Raw genomic sequence first — 16,443 nt, forward strand, 5'->3', positions numbered from 1 at the left:
TTTGCATTAAACTTTGATAATATCATATAGTTCTGTAAAAAAACACATCATATATAATTTGATGGCATTGAGAAAAGGGCATATATATGAATGCTTAAAATATAAAAAATAAGATATTTTTACTTTAGACATGTGTTAAAAAGTGGTAAGGTTATATGTGGAATGTACTAAGAATATAATTATAAGTTTATAGTGGGGAGTTTTTAATGAATTATTTTAAGTCGCAAAAATTTAAATTATTAATTATGCTTTCTATTACATTATTAGTTTTTGGATACTTAATTGTAGATAGTATAAACGTAAATAAAGGTGATAACAGATTTCCTGAAGCTAATTCGGGAGTGATTGACTTTACACATTGGAACTTCAAAAATAATAGATTAATAAATTTAAATGGCCAATGGGAATTCTATAAAGATAAGTTAATTAGCCCCGAGGAATTTGAAATAGCACTTATTAATAGTAATAAGCAGTTTTCAACAGTGCCAGGTATATTTGCCACACAAGGCTACGGGACATATAGATTGAAAGTGTTAGTTAATAATCCAAATGACATATATTCTATTAAGATAGATTATATCCAAAGTGCCTATAAGCTTTGGGTTAATAACAGTTTAGTGATGAGTAACGGAGTAGTGGGAAGTAGCAAGGAGGCAATGACTCCGCAGCTTCTCCCTAAGATGGGAACGTTTAGTCCAAATAGTAAAGAATTTTATATAACATTGCAGGTAAGCAACTATTATAGTGAGCTTGGTTTTATAGACAATATAGTTATGGGAGATAATCAGGTCGTAAGTAGCTACAGAGATAAAAAGCTAGCTTTTGACTTGTTTGTTTTAGGAAGTACTTTTATTGCGGTGTTGTACAATTTAGGGGTCTATGTTAAGAGAAGAAAAGATAAGGCACCATTATATTTTGCTATAGTATGCTTATTCATTGCAATAAGAACTATGTTTATTGGAGAAAGATTTTTTATTATGCTTTTTCCTAACTTTAGTTATCAAATTGCTGTAAAAATAATGGTACTTACTTTTTATATGTATATACCCTTTATTGTTTTGTTTATAAATAAGTGCTATGGAGAAATACTGTTAAAAGATTTAGTTAAAATCTCTACGGTTACTGCATTTTTATATACCTTTATTGCAGTTGTAAGCCCTATAAAATACTATCTGCAGTATATAATACCCTTTGAGGGGTTTGCACTAGGTATGCTTCTGTATATGATGTATATGATATCAAAAACTCATATTTCCAGTGGTAAGCCTGACTACATAGCCTTAGTTGGATTGTTTGCATTATTTATATCAAGAGTTAATGATATATTGTATGAATATAGTATTATAATATCCACGTCCTTAGCTCCTCTTGGAACTCTAGTATTTATTATAGCTAATTATTATGTACTAGCTGGTAGACAATCAAATGCCTATAATAGTTTAGAGATAGCTAGAGAAAAACTTGAATCTATAAATAAGTTAAAGGATGATTTTTTTGCGATAACATCACATGAGCTTAAGACACCCATTAGTGGTATAGTAGGCTTATCTGAAAGTCTGATTAATAAGAATATATTAAATGCTGAAGATCAAAGCAGTATTAACTTGATTAACTTAAGTGTTAAGAGGCTAGCGAATCTAGTAGAAGACATGACTTTGTTTTCTAGACTAAAGAATAACAATATTAAACTTCACAAAAAGCCAATAAAGATAAATAGAATGGTAGATAATGTGATAAGATTTTTAGAGACATCAGTTGGGAAAAAAGAAATAAAGATAATTAATTTGATAGATAAAGATGTCCCATACATAGTTGCAGATGAAAATAGGATTCAGCAAATATTTTATAATTTGATTTCTAATAGCATTAAATTCACACATACAGGTAATATAGTTATATCGTACGTATGTAACGAAGAGCATATAGAAGTTTCAGTGGAGGATCAAGGGATTGGTATCCCTAAGGACAAGCTACAGGATATATTTAAAATTTACGAGCAAGTTGAAGGAGTTTCATCCAATTATGGAGGAACAGGGATAGGGTTATATATAACAAAACAACTTGTAGAGTTACATAAAGGTAGTATAAATGCATCTTCAGATTTCGGTAAAGGAAGTAAGTTTACATTTTCAATTCCGTTAGCAACTGGTGATATAATTCCTTATGGAGTGGATGTGTTAAACAACGATTTTGCCTACGAAGTTTCTTATGACGAATTAGAAACTAATAAAAATGACTATAATTATGGATATATGGAAGAAAAAGCTTCTAACACTTCGTATATAAACAATATAGGACATTCATATAAGATTTTAGTGGTTGATGATGAGTATATTAATCAAAAAGTACTAGAAAATTATTTAAGTGAAATTTCTGAAGATATTTTGATAGCTTCAAATGGAAATGAAGCGTTGGATATATTGGAATTAAATGAAGATATAGATTTAGTTATTCTAGATATGATGATGCCAGATCTTTTAGGGTATGAGGTTTCGGAAAACATAAGGAAGAAAAAGAACATATTTGAGTTGCCTATACTTATTATGACGGCTGATAGGAGAATAGAGAGTTTAATTTCATCCTTTGAGTGCGGTGCTAATGATTACTTAAATAAACCCTTTGACAAGACTGAATTGTTAGCTAGAGTAACTACTTTATTAACGCTTAAGAGCAAGGTAAAAGAAGCTCTTAACTTATCAAATCAAGTTATAGCTGCTAATAAGGAAGTTAAATCTTTAAGTGAACAAAATGTTGAGAACAATAAAAAAGTAGAAGCTCTTATGGAATATGATAAGATAAAGACGGAATTTTTTACAAATATATCTCATGAATTAAAAACTCCGCTAAATGTAATTTCAAGTACTATCCAATTATTAGAGTCTTTGGATAGAAATAAGCAATTAGGAGATGAAAAAATTAAGTATTATTTCAAGATTATGAATCAAAACTCATTGAGACTTCTAAGGCTTATAAACAACCTTATAGATACTACCAAAATTGATGGAGGATATATAGGGTTAAATCTTAAGAATGATAATATAGTATATGTTGTTGAAGAGATATGCCAATCAGTAACAGAGTATGGTAATGCAAAAGAGATTGAAATTATCTTCGATACAGATATTGAAGAGAAGATAATGGCTTTTGATGAGGAAAAGATAGAAAGAATTATATTAAATATTCTTTCAAATGCGGTTAAATTCACAAAAGAAGGCGGAAGTATATTTATAAATATATATGATAAAAATGATAATGTAGAGATCTCTATTAAGGATACGGGAATAGGAATTCCAAAAGAGTTAACAGAGTATATATTTGAGCGTTTTGCACAAATAGATAAGTCGATAACAAGACAAAATGAAGGCAGTGGTATAGGGTTAGCTCTAGTAAAATCTTTGGTAGAAATGCATGAAGGTACCATAAGAGTAGTTAGTGAAGTAGGACTCGGCAGTGAGTTTATTATAAATCTTCCAGTGAGAATTCTCCAAGGAGAGGATATGAACTCTATAGCATATAAACAAATTAGAGAAGAATCTAAGCTAAAGTATGATAAGAGCTTATCTATTGAGTTCTCTGATATATATTTATAATGTATGCTTAAGCACTGTATTGAAATTAACGTATTATTTCTATGACGTTTTGATAGAGTTTGCAAAAAATAAATATGATTTGAGTTTATCTATAGTGACAGTTTGAATATTAACTGCATAGATGAAAAGAAAATATGGATGTTAATTTAGGGATTATGTATATATAATTATACAGTGAAAAAATTTATAAGAAAGTATTTAACAAACAAAGAGGTTAATGATAGATGAATAATTTAAGTTTCGAGGAATTAAATTTAAGTGAACAAATTTTGGAGGCAGTACATAAGCTAGGGTACAGAAATCCATCAAAGGTACAACAACAAGTTATACCTAAAGCTATGGAGAATAAGGATATAATAGTAAAGTCGCAAACAGGAAGTGGTAAAACAGCTTCGTTTGCTATACCTTTATGTGAAAGCATATACATAGAAGAAAGAGATCCACAGGCTTTAGTACTAACGCCAACTAGAGAACTTTGTGTTCAGGTAAAAGATGAAATAGCTAATATTGGTAGACTTAAAAAGGTAAGAGCTGCGGCTGTGTTTGGAAAGCAACCTTTTAGTGATCAGGTTAGAGAGTTGAAGCAGAGGACACACATAGTGGTTGGTACACCAGGAAGAACATTAGATCATATAGAGAGAGGGAGCATAGTATTAGATAAAATCAAGTATCTTGTTATTGATGAAGCTGATGAGATGCTTAATATGGGATTTATAGATCAAGTGGAAGCTGTAATCAAGAAACTTCCTAAAAACAGAGTTACAATGCTTTTTTCTGCAACTATTTCAGAAGAAATCGATAAGTTATGTGGGAAACACATGAATGATCCAATGAAAATTGAGGTGAATCCAGAGAGAATCACCACAGAAAGAATCAAACATATTTGTTACAAGGTAGGGTATGAATATAAATTTAATCTATTAAAAGATATATTAATATTAGAAAATATTGATAGTTCTATAATATTTTGCAGTACAAAGGAAAATGTAGATGAGGTAAGTAGCAAGTTAAATGCTCAAGGCTTTCCTTGCGATAAACTTCATGGTGGCATGATGCAAAAGGATAGATTAGATGTAATGAATGCATATAAAAGAGGTAAATTTAGAATTTTAGTAGCTACAGATGTTGCTGCTAGAGGTATAGATGTTCAAGATGTTAGTCATATAATAAACTATGATATTCCTATGGAAAAAGAAAGTTATGTACATAGAACTGGTAGAACGGGAAGAGCTGGTAAGCAAGGAAAGGCAATAACTTTTGTAAACAATTATGATAATAGATTTTTATTGCAAATTGAAGAGTATCTAGGATTTAATCTTGAAAGAGAAGAGATTCCAAGCAAAGATTTAGTTTATAGTTTGAAAAAAGACTTTTTAGATAAACTAAATACAAAACCGGTATTGAAAAAAGATAAGAATAGTGAACTTAATAAGCAGGTATATAAGATTTATATCAATGCTGGAAAAAAGAAAAAGATAAGACCTGGAGATATTGTTGGTGCTATTCTTAGTGTAGAGGGATTAACAAGTGACGATATAGGTATTATTGATATTCAAGATGGATTTTCATATATTGATATACTTAATGAAAAAGGTAGCAAGGTTTTAGAGGGACTTAATACTAGCATTACTGTTAAAGGAAAATCAGTTAAAGCTCAAAGGGCTAAGAAATAGATTTCAGGATAAGTATAGATAAAATGCTTCATATTTGAATCTAAGGATTGGAGCAGCACATCTTTAAATAAAGTGTTGATAAAGATATAATAATAAAGACCTCGCATAAATAATGGAGTAAATCCTTCATATGCGGGGTCTTTTGTTATTTAGATGAATAAATAAAGTGGGTGCATTTTTAGTAGATTAGTCTTTATTTATAAGATTGTATTTTTGACATTTCAAGGCTATAGTTCTATGGGTAAGTCCTAAGGCTTTTCCAGCTTTGTTATAGCTCTTATATTTATCCATTGCAGCCTTTATTATTTGTTTTTCGTATTCTTCAAAAGGCAGTAGATCGTCTCCATCGAGATTGATAGGTGACTTGTTGCTGATGGAAGACTTCTTTAAGAAAGAAGGAAGATCTATCTCTCTAATATATTCATCATTACATAAATTCATAGCTCGTTCAATTATGTTTTCTAATTCTCGTATGTTTCCTGGCCATGAGTAATCTTGTAATAAAGGTATGCATTCTTTACTTATACCTTTGATATTTATATTTAATTTTTCATTTATCTTAGTTATGAAGTGTTCAACTAAAAGCCCTATATCTTCTTTTCTATCTCTTAGAGGTGGAAGATTAATAGGAAGCACATTGAGTCTATAATATAAATCTTCTCTAAAGTCATTGTTAGATATCATTTCTTCAAGATTTCTATTTGTAGCAGCTATCACCCTGACATCTATTTTCTGAGGAGATAAACCACCGAGACTTTCAATTTCTCGCTCTTGAAGGACTCTTAAGAGTTTAACTTGCATTGTAATGGGCATATCACCTATTTCATCAAGGAATATAGTTCCCTGGTCTGCTATAGCAAATTTACCAGGTTTGCTTTTCATAGCACCAGTGAAAGCTCCTTTTTCATAACCAAATAGTTCACTTTCTAGTAAATTCTCAGGTATTGCAGCGCAGTTCACTCTTATAAAAGGTTTGTTTTTTCTATCACTATTGTTGTGTATAGCTTTAGCTATTAATTCTTTTCCAGTTCCACTTTCTCCTCTAATAAGAACAGTTGAAGTGCTTCTAGAGGCCATTTCGCATATATGCAATATATCTTTAAGGGTACCTGAGGAACCTATTATATCCTTAAATGATGATTCTAAAGAAGTATGTTTTTTAAGTTCTTCCTTATAATAGTTTAATTCTTCTTCAGAACGTTTTAATTTTCCCATAAGCTCTTTGATTTCATTTATTGGTTTTGAAGTAGAAATTATACCTTTAAACTCCCCATCAATAAATATAGGATCCAAGGTAGTTATTATTTCTATATTTTCTTTGTTGTGGATCATATTCTCTATTTTTTTTCTTTCGGTGAAAGCCTTCACTCTGTAACCATTGGGAGAAAGTGTAAAGATATCCTTCCCGATTACATTTTGAGATGATATTGGAAGATGCTCTCTATAAGCAGGATTGATATAACTTACCTTGCCATATTCATCAACAAAACAAATCATATCATGAGAAGCTGATAGTATTTTGCTGAACTTTTCATTAAGTTCCTTCATTCCAACAAGATCAGAAACATCTTGAAAAACTCCAACGGCACCAATTACGGTATCATTAGTGAAGATAGGACTACGATTTACCATGGTGGTTTTATTATTTATATGTTGAATTTGTCCAAACTGTTTTATCTTTCTCTCTATAATTTGAGGAAGTTCACTAGTGGGAATTGTTTCATTCACATTTTTGCCGATTACTTGTTCATATTTCATTTCTATTATATTTAAAGCATAGTCATTAATGCTTATAATGTTGTAGTTCATATCGATAACTATAATGCCAATTGGTACGTTTTCTAAAATCTGATCATTAGCGATTTTGCTTTCTTCTATAAAAACATCTATTGGATTCATTAAGGTAGAACCTTGATTTATATGAGTTTCTATATAATCTAAAAGTTCTTGAACTGCTACTATGCCAGTAGGATTTTCTTCCTTGCAGCCTATAAGAACTGTTTCATTCGAATGTACTCTTAAAGATAAGAGTGCTAACATGCTTATTCCTAACCAATCGGTATATTCACTTTTCTTTATATATAAGTTGATATTAAGCTTTGATTTTATCTGTGAAGCTTTGTTTACTATCATAGCAGCAAATCGTGTATGTAGCCCATTTGGATCTTTTATAAATATTTCTTTTGAATACATAGTGACACCTCCATAGCGGCTTGATAAAATTTATCAATGAATTTAATAGGTTGATAAAAAATATCAATACATATTATATCATATATTTTAAGGGTTTGTAATAGAATATATTAGTAGCTAAGAAAGTGGGTTGATAAAAATTATCAAGAATTAAGTGGTAAGTTTTAAGAGAATAATCAAAGTAGTTATTTGTAACAATAAATATTGTGTAAATTTTATCATTATAATGATAAGAATTACAAATATTTTTACATTAAATGGGTTAAAATGCAAAAAACTATTATAAAAACAAAATCAATAAGAAGTTGGCATGATAATTGCTAATAATATTAAAGGCTAGAAACATAAAATTTTAATATTAAATGTTCAAGGTCTGTTTACTTAGACATATGGAATAATAGTTTATTCGTTTATTTATAAGGAGGAGTAACATAATGAAAAAAGGTATTGCAGCTTCAAAAGGTTATGCAATAGGTAAGGTTTTTATACAAGAACATGAAGAAATAGTAATAAGTGACGTAAAGATAAATGATATACAAGCAGAAAAAGAATTACTTCAAAGAGCATTAGCTTCTTCAAAGGAACAATTAGAAAAGATAAAAGCAAAAGCTGTTGAATCAATGGGAGAAGAAAAGGCTGAAGTTTTTGAAGCTCACATTACATTATTAGATGACCCAGAATTTACTGGAGCTATGGAACTTGAAATAGAAAATAATAGTGTTAATGCTATGAAGGCTGTTGACGGAGTAACTAACACTTTTGTTATGATCTTCGAATCAATGGAAGATGCCTATATGAGAGAAAGAGCTGCGGACATTAAAGACGTTTCTAAGAGAATAATAGCTAATATAGCTGGAAAAGTTGATAGCTTTGAAATAACTGAAGAAAATACTATAGTTGTTGCTCATGACTTAACTCCTTCAGACACAGCTCAACTTGATAGAAGCAAGGTAGTTGCCTTCCTAACTAATATTGGTGGAAGAACATCTCACTCTGCAATAATGGCTAGAACACTTGAAATTCCTGCAGTAGTTGGTTTGAAAGATATAACTAAATCAGTAAAGAATGGTGATATTGTAATAGTTGATGGTATCGAAGGAATTGTTATAGTAAATCCAGCTGAAGCTGTAGTTGAAGAATATAAAGCTAAGAGAGAAAAATTTGTAGCTGAACAAGAAGAATTAAAGAAGCTTATAAGCGTTAAAACAGTTACAAAGTCAGGTAAGAGAGTAGAAGTTTGTGGAAACATTGGTAAACCAGAAGATGTTCATCAAGTTTTAGCTAACGGTGGTGACGGAGTTGGTTTATTCAGAACTGAGTTCTTATACATGGATAGAGACAGTGCTCCAACTGAAGAAGAACAATTTGAAAGCTACAAATATGTTCTTGAAAAGATGGAAGGAAAGCAAGTTGTTATAAGAACTTTAGATATCGGTGGAGATAAGACGCTTCCATATCTTCCATTACCAGAAGAAATGAATCCATTCCTAGGATACAGAGCAATAAGACTTTGCCTAGATAGAAAAGAAATATTTAAGGTTCAATTAAGAGCTTTATTAAGAGCATCAATATACGGAAACTTATGTGTAATGTTCCCAATGATTTCAGGTTTAGAAGAATTCCTTCAAGCTAAAGAAGTTGTTGATGAATGTAAGGCTGAATTAAAAGCTGAAGGTAAGGAATACTCAGAAACAACTCAATGGGGTATCATGGTTGAAATCCCTGCAGCTGCAGTTTATGCTGATGAGTTAGCTAAGTATGTTGATTTCTTCTCAATAGGAACAAACGACTTAATTCAATATACTTTAGCTGCAGACAGAATGAGTGAAAAGGTATCTTACCTTTATAACCCAATGCACCCAGCAGTGCTAAGACTTGTAAAGATGACAATAGATGGTGCACACAAGCATGGTAAGTGGGTTGGAATGTGCGGAGAAATGGCTGGAGATGAGACAGCAATACCAACACTTGTAGAATATGGATTAGATGAATTCTCAATGAGTGCTAGTTCAATATTAAATGCTAAGAAAATAATAATGGAACAAGAATAATTCTTAAATTAAGTTAATATAGAGTATTATCAGCTCATACCACAGTATAACTAACCCTAATAGTTATCTCTGAGTAAAGTTTCATTTTTAAACCCTATAAAAATGAAAGTAATATATACTTTTGAAGTATATAATAAAAGTTGGTATTACCCATAAGAAAATAACACTTTTCCCTAAATACAAATATTTAGAATAAAGCTTTTGCAAATGCAAAAGCTTTATTCTTTTTTGCTGTATAAGAAATTATAAAATTTTGATGTTAGCTTCAGCAATTTTTTTATAGAAACCTATTGCGAATGTCAGTATAAGAAGAAAATCAATGCAAAAAGTTTTCATAATATTTTATAAAGACTATAGTAATAAATTTGATAATCCTATGAATAATTTTCTTTCTATGAAAATCAATTTACATTTGAATAATTGGATAGTACGATATAAGAGATTTGTACGGACAGTAGTGATGCTTTAAATAATGTAGGGGTATGAGGGGATGGCGTTATACTATGGCAAAAAGTGAAGTGGTTAAGTTTAAAGAAGTTCAAGTACTAGTAAACGTATGGAGCTGCATATATAACTTGTTCATATTAGTATATTTGAAATCTAAGGGATTAGATAATGTAGAGGTTGGTATAATAAATGCCATTAATATAATTGCAGGAACTGGAGGGCAACTGTTTTTAGGGTATCTTTGTGATTTAAAAGGTACAATAAAAAAGTTTATGATTCCTATGCTTGGTATTTTGCTGATTCTTTCTCTTTTTATAAGTTTTTCGAATGGAATTATTTTGATAATAGTTATAGCAATCCTTGCTTTTGTGCAGGCACCAGTTGTAATGTTAATGACAACTTGGGCTATCAATAGCTCTAAAGAAACGAGAAAAGAATTTGGTGGAATAAGAGCTTTTGCAGCCTTAGGATATGCATTCGCATCTTTGATAACAGGCAAGTTATTTGAGATTATTGGACTTTCTAATATGTTTTTCTTTTATGCCTTTTTTATGCTGGTAACGTTAATAAGTACAAGAGGGATTAATGATATAAAAATAGAGAAAAATAAGAAAAGGTCAAATCCTATTTTATTATTTAAAAATGCAGAGTTTATGTTGATTATGATTATCTCGGCTGTATATGCATTAGTATTAAATGTTATGGGATTTAGTGCTCTACTTATGATTGATTTAGGTGGAACTACTACTCACGTGGGAATTTCAGCATTTATTGCAGCTTTTGTAGAAGCACCAGTTTATTTCGGAGCACAGAAATTGATGCGAAATAGAAAAAAGAGCTCTTTGTTGATATTTGCGATGCTTGCATATATTATTAGATTTATTTTTATGTATTTTGCAACATCATATATACAATTAATACTGTTATCTTTTACTCAAATAATAACATACGGAATTTTTGAGATAGTAAGTAAATACATGACTAGTGAAGCAGTTCCGATGGAACAGCAAAATACTGCTTACAGTATAATAGGTGGGGTTAGCTCGATACTAGCTGGAATATATTCATCTATTGCAGGAGTAATGATAGATAAATTCACTCTTAGGGTCATACCTTTAAGTGGAGTGATTTTTTCGATTTCAGTTCTTAGCTTGGTGGTTATATATGCAAGAATGTATGATAGAGATAAAAAACTAGAACGCCAGTATAGCGTATAATGTTCAAAAAATTTTATTATAGTTTAATTTTTCAGAGAATATGTTTATACTTCTTAATAAACATATTCTCTATTTTTTTACTAGAAACTTTATTTGAAAAAATTTGAAAAAGATGAACTAATATATTGAATTATGCGTATACAAGGTGAAATATATAAATTGGTACATTATAGTTAAACAAGTATGGTAGGAGTGAGAGGTTTGAATGAGGACATAGAACTAGTAAGTGAAGTGCTTAATGGAAATATAGATAGCTTTAATATATTAGTAAATAAATATGAACTAATAGTCTTAAGATTTGTTTACTCAATAACAAAAGATAAAGAAGCTTCGGAGGATATAGCTCAAGAAACATTTATTGCTGCCTATAACAAGTTGTATCTATATGATAAAAAATATAAATTCTCAAATTGGCTGCTTCAAATAAGTAAAAATAAAGCAATAGATTTTATAAGAAAATTTAAAAGGGTATATGAAGCTAACATAGAAGATGCCAAGGATATAAAATCTAACGAAGCCTCACCACAAGAGCAATTGGAATTTGCAGATTTAAAAAAGGAAGTAATGGCATTTATTCAATCTTTAGAAGAAATTGATAGACAGATTATTCTGCTTAGATATAGTGGAGAAAGAACATTTTTTGATATCTCCCAGATTCTCTCGATAAGTGAATCTACTGTTAAAAGGAAGTATTACAGGTTAAGAGAGAAGTTCAAAGATTCTTTATATTGTAATAAAATATTAAGACAAGGGGGGACCAGCAATGAATTGTGATAGTTTCGAGAAAAAACTAGATTTATATGTGGAAAATCAACTGCAAAAAGAAATGAAAAAATTAATGGATGAGCATGTTGTACAATGTGAAAGTTGTAGAAAACTTTATGAAGAAGAAAAAGAACTTGATGAGATACTTAATAAATCATTAAGTTTTGAAGATGTAGATTTTAAAAGCTCAAGGGCTGAAATAATAAATTCTATAGATAAAAACAGATATAAAAAAGGTTATAAAAATAATATTAAGTATCATCTTATAAAGAATAAGAGAAAATATACAATTGCTGCTTCTTTTGTATTAATGATTACAAGTGTCGCCTTGATGAAGGAGCATTTTAGTTATTTTTCAACTGCAAGTAAGAGTGAAAATGCTGTAGCTATGGAGAAGGAAGATAAATCATTAAGTATCATTGCGCAGGATAAGAAAACCGGTGCGGTTGGATTTGGGAAAAAAGCTAGTAGTGTAGCTTTATATGATGCTGCTGGTGCAAATAATATATCAAACATATTAGTTAATATGAGTAAAAGTTACTCAGCTATAAATTTAATTGAAACAAGTGCGGAGAATTCTAAAGATGCTCTTTCAAAAGGTAAATCAAAAGTTAAGGCTTCACCAAGTGGAAAATATCAAACATATGTAGCTGGAATGGGGTCTGACTTAGATAAGGAAGGTGCTGGCATTCTTGTAATAAAAGATAATAAATCGAATTCTACAAAATACTATAATGTGAGTACAGTGAATGCAAAAGATATATCTCCGCTATATTTAGAGTGGTATGATGATAATATCCTATTGATAGTTGTAAATGGTAAAGTAACTGGCGGTGGCAGTGTATATGCTATTGACGTTAATAGAGGAAATACAGTATTGGTCTATGGGTCAAATACACCGTTGGAGAAGGTGACATCAATAACCGTAAGTTCAGATAAAATTCAGTTATCATTGATAAAATATACTGATAGTAATATGAATTCATATACCAATATAGAAAAGACTATAGGCCTTCATATTGATCAGGCAAATATATTGTTAAGTTCAAGTGTTAAGAATGATGAGTATATGAAGTTAATGGATTATAATTCTTTACTAAATGAAGAGAGTTCGCTGAGCAATGCTGATATATTAGCTGGTGGGCTTAAAATAGATAATTTAAGAATTAGTAAATCTAAGATTGTATCAAAACCTACCTACGTAGATAGAATAGTTACTATAAGTGATGATGATTTTAGTGAATATATAAAGATTTTAGGGTTAAGTAGCGTCAAGGTTTATGGTGTAGAATCCTTAACTGAAGATAAGAAAAACAGTTTATACCAAATGGTTGTTTTGGGGAAAGAAAGCGAAGCAACGCCTTGGAAGATATATTATGCTTATATATTACCGCAGGGGTATATCTGTAAATATCAGCAATAAATTCATATAATTATTATAACTAAGCATTAAGTTACAAAATAAGTATATCTATGGATGTACAACTTTCTGTTAAGTATATATTTTGAAAGTAAAGCAATATAGAAAACACTATGAATATTTAGCAATATTCATAGTGTTTTCTTCAAGTATCCTGTTAATTTAAGATATATATGCTAAAAGGCTATGGTGATCAAAAGATATTTTATTTAAATGAGTACATGTTATGCAATATATTTCTTTATAAAAAACTTTAATGATATAATTATACGTGGATTATTTTATATTAAATTTATTTTTGGATTTTAATTTCAATAATAGTCTTAAATATAGCCTGATTTTATAGATAAACTACTTTATAATTGAAATTAGATTAAGCTATATGGTTTCATTACAAAGACTTAATTTATACTTGTTCGAAAATCACGCACCTATGACTTTTAACGTGTATAAATTAATAATTGAAGTTAGAACCGTATAGTAGTATATATAATTCATAAAAACGTAAATATAACATAAAGGCAGTATATAGGCATCTTATATACATAAGGAAGGTAACATATGAAGGATTGGAAGAAACAATATGATAAATCGATACACTTATTTCAAAATGGAGAAATAGATAAAGCGTTGATAATATGTGAGAAGCTTATATCTGAAAATCTTAAAAATACTTCTGCTCTAAATCTTAAAGGATTACTTTTATATATCAAGGGGGATTTAAAGTCAGCAGAGGCTGCTTGGAAGATAAATAAAGATTTTAATGATGATGGAATATCCAAAGGATATTTAAAAGATATACAAAAAGATTGGGAGAGATTGTCGCTATATGACCAAGCGTTAAAAGATATTAAAGGAATGTACATAAATGATGCTGAGAAAAAACTAAGTGTTTGCAGTGAGAGTGATTTTAACAAAATAAATGTTAACAATGCAATAGCCTTTTGTTTTATAAAAAGGGGAGAATATGAAAAAGCTAAGGTTCATATTGATATTGTGAGAGGGATAGATAAGAATAACAAGGTTGCTTTAGATAATTATAAAGTTATAAAAGAGTTTTCAGAGGAACATAAGCCGAATATAAACTTTAATCTAATAATAATCACATTAATCATATGTTTTGTTGGCCTCATATCATATTTACTTTATAAGCCCGTTAGTCAGTACATAAGCAAAGTTAGAACAAATTATATAGCCTCAAGATCTATTAAAAAGGATGATACTAATAATACGGATAAAATTAATACAAATCAGACTACTAATAATACCAAACAACAAGTTCCTAATAATAGTACAACTGATAAGAATATGGAAAGTAGTAAGCAACAAGAAGCAAAGTTTCCATTAGATCAAGTAAAAGCAGCTGTTAATGATAAGGATTATAATAAATTATATACTATAGTAACTTCTTTTGATAAAAATACCCTAGGTGTTAACGATAAGATTGCTTATAACAGTGGTGAGCAGTTGTTAATAAATAGTGGAGTGGCTAGTTTTTACGATGCAGGAAGAAGCTATTTTAGTGCAAAGGATTTTGCAAATGCTAAGATTGAATTTGAAAAAGCAAGTAAGTTCTCTAAAGATAATTATCTAAATCCTCATATTATATATATGCTCGGTACTACCAATGAAAGGTTAGAGGACTATGAGCGTGCATTAGTATATTATGATCAGTATGTAAATAATTATTATAGTGGTGATTATACTGCTGAATGTCTTTATAAGCTTGCGACTATAAATAATAATAGTGATAAAGCCAAGGCGAAGCAATATGCAGAAAAAATATCAAAGGATTTTAGTAAATCAATGTACTATAATTCAACAATTAAAGACATACTAAATACTCAGTAGTTTATGTATATTTTTAGATAGGAGGCACCTTATGATAACTGTTATAAAGAATATTGATGTTTATGCACCTGAACATTTAGGGATAAAGGATGTAGTAATAGTTGGAGACAAGATAGAGGGTATTTACAACAGCATAAATATACCTAATAATTTTGTTGATATATCAGTGATAGACGGAAATAAAAAAATCTTAATACCAGGGTTAATTGATTGCCATGTACATATAATGGGTGGAGGTGGCGAAGGCGGATTTAGAACTAGAACTCCAGAATTGCCTTTTAGTGAGCTTGTTAATGCAGGCATTACGACTGTAGTGGGATGCATTGGAACAGATGACATATGTAGAAATATGGTATCACTTTTAGCTAAAGCACATGCCTTAGAAGAGGAAGGTATAACTACATACTGCTATACAGGTTCATATCAAATACCTGCTAAAACTGTAACTGAAAATATAAAAGGAGATCTAATGCTGTTAGATAAGGTTATAGGAGTTGGTGAGGTAGCTATATCAGACCATAGAAGTTCGCAACCAACTTATGATGAATTTGCAAATGTCGTTGCAGAGGCCAGGGTTGGTGGATTATTATCAGGAAAAGCTGGAATTGTTAACATACATCTTGGCGACGGGGCTAAGAGGTTGGATTATTTGTTTGAATTGATAGAGAATACTGAAATTCCACCGGATCAGCTGTTACCAACCCATGTCAATAGAAATGGTGAATTATTTGATATTAGCCTAAAATATGTGCAAAAAGGTGGATTTATTGATCTCACTACTAGCTTTGATCCTAACTGTTTAGAAGAAGGAGAATTGCGTGCAAGTAGAGGTTTGAAGCTTGCATTACAATCTGGAATACCAGAAGAGCATATAACATTTTCATCAGATGGTAATGGGAGTATGCCTGCGTTTAATGAAAGGAAAGAAATGATAGGTATGGGCATATGCAAAGTTAAATCTTTATATGAAGAAGTAAAATATGCTGTTTTAGAAGAAAACATACCTCTTGAAAAGGCAATAAAAGTCATAACATCAAATGTGGCAGATATATTAAAGTTACATACTAAAGGAAGAATAGAATCAGGCAAGGATGCTGATTTGGTTTTATTAGATAGAGAAGGACTTGAGATAGATACCGTAGTTGCTAAAGGAAAAGTATTAATGGATAAGAAGAATATTATTGTAAAAGGAACATTTGAAAAATAAGTGCATATGTTTGACTTTTTATCATGAGA

General features: G+C 30.1%; 9 protein-coding genes. 8 read left to right on the forward strand and 1 reads right to left on the reverse strand.

Annotation, left to right across the window (positions count from 1 at the left end):
- Positions 1-206 precede the first annotated feature (206 nt).
- Positions 207-3,590: an ATP-binding protein gene (locus tag OCU55_RS14920; protein WP_261853095.1), complete on the forward strand. Its 3,384-nt coding sequence runs from the start codon at positions 207-209 to the stop codon at positions 3,588-3,590.
- Positions 3,591-3,814: 224 nt separating this feature from the next.
- The gene (locus OCU55_RS14925; protein ID WP_261853096.1) at positions 3,815-5,263 is read left to right on the forward strand and encodes a DEAD/DEAH box helicase; all 1,449 of its coding nucleotides are present in this window, start codon (positions 3,815-3,817) and stop codon (positions 5,261-5,263) included.
- A gap of 186 nt (positions 5,264-5,449) precedes the next feature.
- On the opposite strand, the gene OCU55_RS14930 is transcribed toward OCU55_RS14925, so the two are convergent.
- Positions 5,450-7,456, reverse strand: a complete 2,007-nt coding sequence (locus tag OCU55_RS14930; protein WP_261853097.1) for a sigma 54-interacting transcriptional regulator — start codon at positions 7,454-7,456, stop codon at positions 5,450-5,452.
- 434 nt (positions 7,457-7,890) lie between these two features.
- Here OCU55_RS14930 and ptsP point away from each other — a divergent pair, with 434 nt between their 5' ends.
- The 6 genes from ptsP (at position 7,891) to iadA (ending at position 16,414) form a co-directional block, all read left to right on the forward strand.
- Positions 7,891-9,507 (forward strand): phosphoenolpyruvate--protein phosphotransferase, encoded by a 1,617-nt coding sequence (gene ptsP / locus OCU55_RS14935; RefSeq protein WP_261853098.1) that lies wholly within the window; start codon positions 7,891-7,893, stop codon positions 9,505-9,507.
- Between the two features lie 503 nt (positions 9,508-10,010).
- Positions 10,011-11,171: an MFS transporter gene (locus OCU55_RS14940; protein WP_261853099.1), complete on the forward strand. Its 1,161-nt coding sequence runs from the start codon at positions 10,011-10,013 to the stop codon at positions 11,169-11,171.
- A 201-nt stretch (positions 11,172-11,372) separates the two neighbouring features.
- Entirely contained in the window at positions 11,373-11,945 is a 573-nt protein-coding gene (locus tag OCU55_RS14945) for an RNA polymerase sigma factor (protein WP_261853100.1), read from the forward strand.
- The gene (locus tag OCU55_RS14950; RefSeq protein ID WP_261853101.1) at positions 11,935-13,359 is read left to right on the forward strand and encodes a DUF4652 domain-containing protein; all 1,425 of its coding nucleotides are present in this window, start codon (positions 11,935-11,937) and stop codon (positions 13,357-13,359) included. Before OCU55_RS14945 ends, OCU55_RS14950 begins: the two co-directional genes overlap by 11 nt.
- Positions 13,360-13,917: 558 nt before the next feature.
- Positions 13,918-15,207 carry a tetratricopeptide repeat protein gene (locus tag OCU55_RS14955; protein WP_261853102.1) on the forward strand — a complete coding sequence of 430 codons (1,290 nt, stop codon included), beginning with the start codon at positions 13,918-13,920 and terminating at the stop codon, positions 15,205-15,207.
- Between the two features lie 31 nt (positions 15,208-15,238).
- A complete protein-coding gene (gene iadA, locus OCU55_RS14960) occupies positions 15,239-16,414 on the forward strand; it encodes a beta-aspartyl-peptidase (RefSeq protein WP_261853103.1) in 1,176 nt (391 codons plus the stop codon).
- Positions 16,415-16,443: the final 29 nt, after the last annotated feature.

The sequence above is a fragment of the Clostridium folliculivorans genome, assembly GCF_024341905.1.
In the GTDB taxonomy this organism is placed as follows: domain Bacteria; phylum Bacillota; class Clostridia; order Clostridiales; family Clostridiaceae; genus Clostridium_AR; species Clostridium_AR folliculivorans.